We start from the raw sequence: 427 nt of genomic DNA on the forward strand, positions 1-427 counted from the left end.
GCCTCAGTTGAGTATTCCGTCGGTGACGGTTCCGCCGATCACGATTCCGGCTGGCACAGCGCTAGGTGCGTTCAATCTGCCGACGCTGAGTATTCCGTCGGTGACGGTTCCGCCGATCACGATTCCGGCTGGCACCACTGTCGGCGGATTTACGCTACCCACGATACACACCCCGTTAATAAGTACACCCCAAATAAGTATAGGCGGCTTTAGCACTCCCGGCATAGCCACGCAAGCAAATTCTGGTGTCATCAATCTTCCCACCTTTAGCCTTAACGGCATTACGATAACTAATTTGGTGGTGTTCATTCCGAACAACATCACTGCCTTGCAAACCAATATGCCCGGGGTATTCCCGCAGATTGGCGGCTTCGCTAATACACCTCCTGCCTTTATTAATACTGGGACCATTACCGTGGGTGGAGGT

At 52.9% G+C, this 427-nt stretch carries 1 protein-coding gene; it reads left to right on the plus strand.

What is annotated here, in order from left to right; genetic code table 11:
* Positions 1-22: 22 nt before the first annotated feature.
* Positions 23-427 (plus strand): hypothetical protein (locus D7X55_RS45180; RefSeq protein ID WP_233610467.1); only part of this gene is annotated, 405 nt, incomplete at its 3' end.

This window comes from Corallococcus sp. AB049A (genome assembly GCF_003668885.1).
Taxonomy (GTDB): Bacteria; Myxococcota; Myxococcia; order Myxococcales; family Myxococcaceae; genus Corallococcus; species Corallococcus interemptor.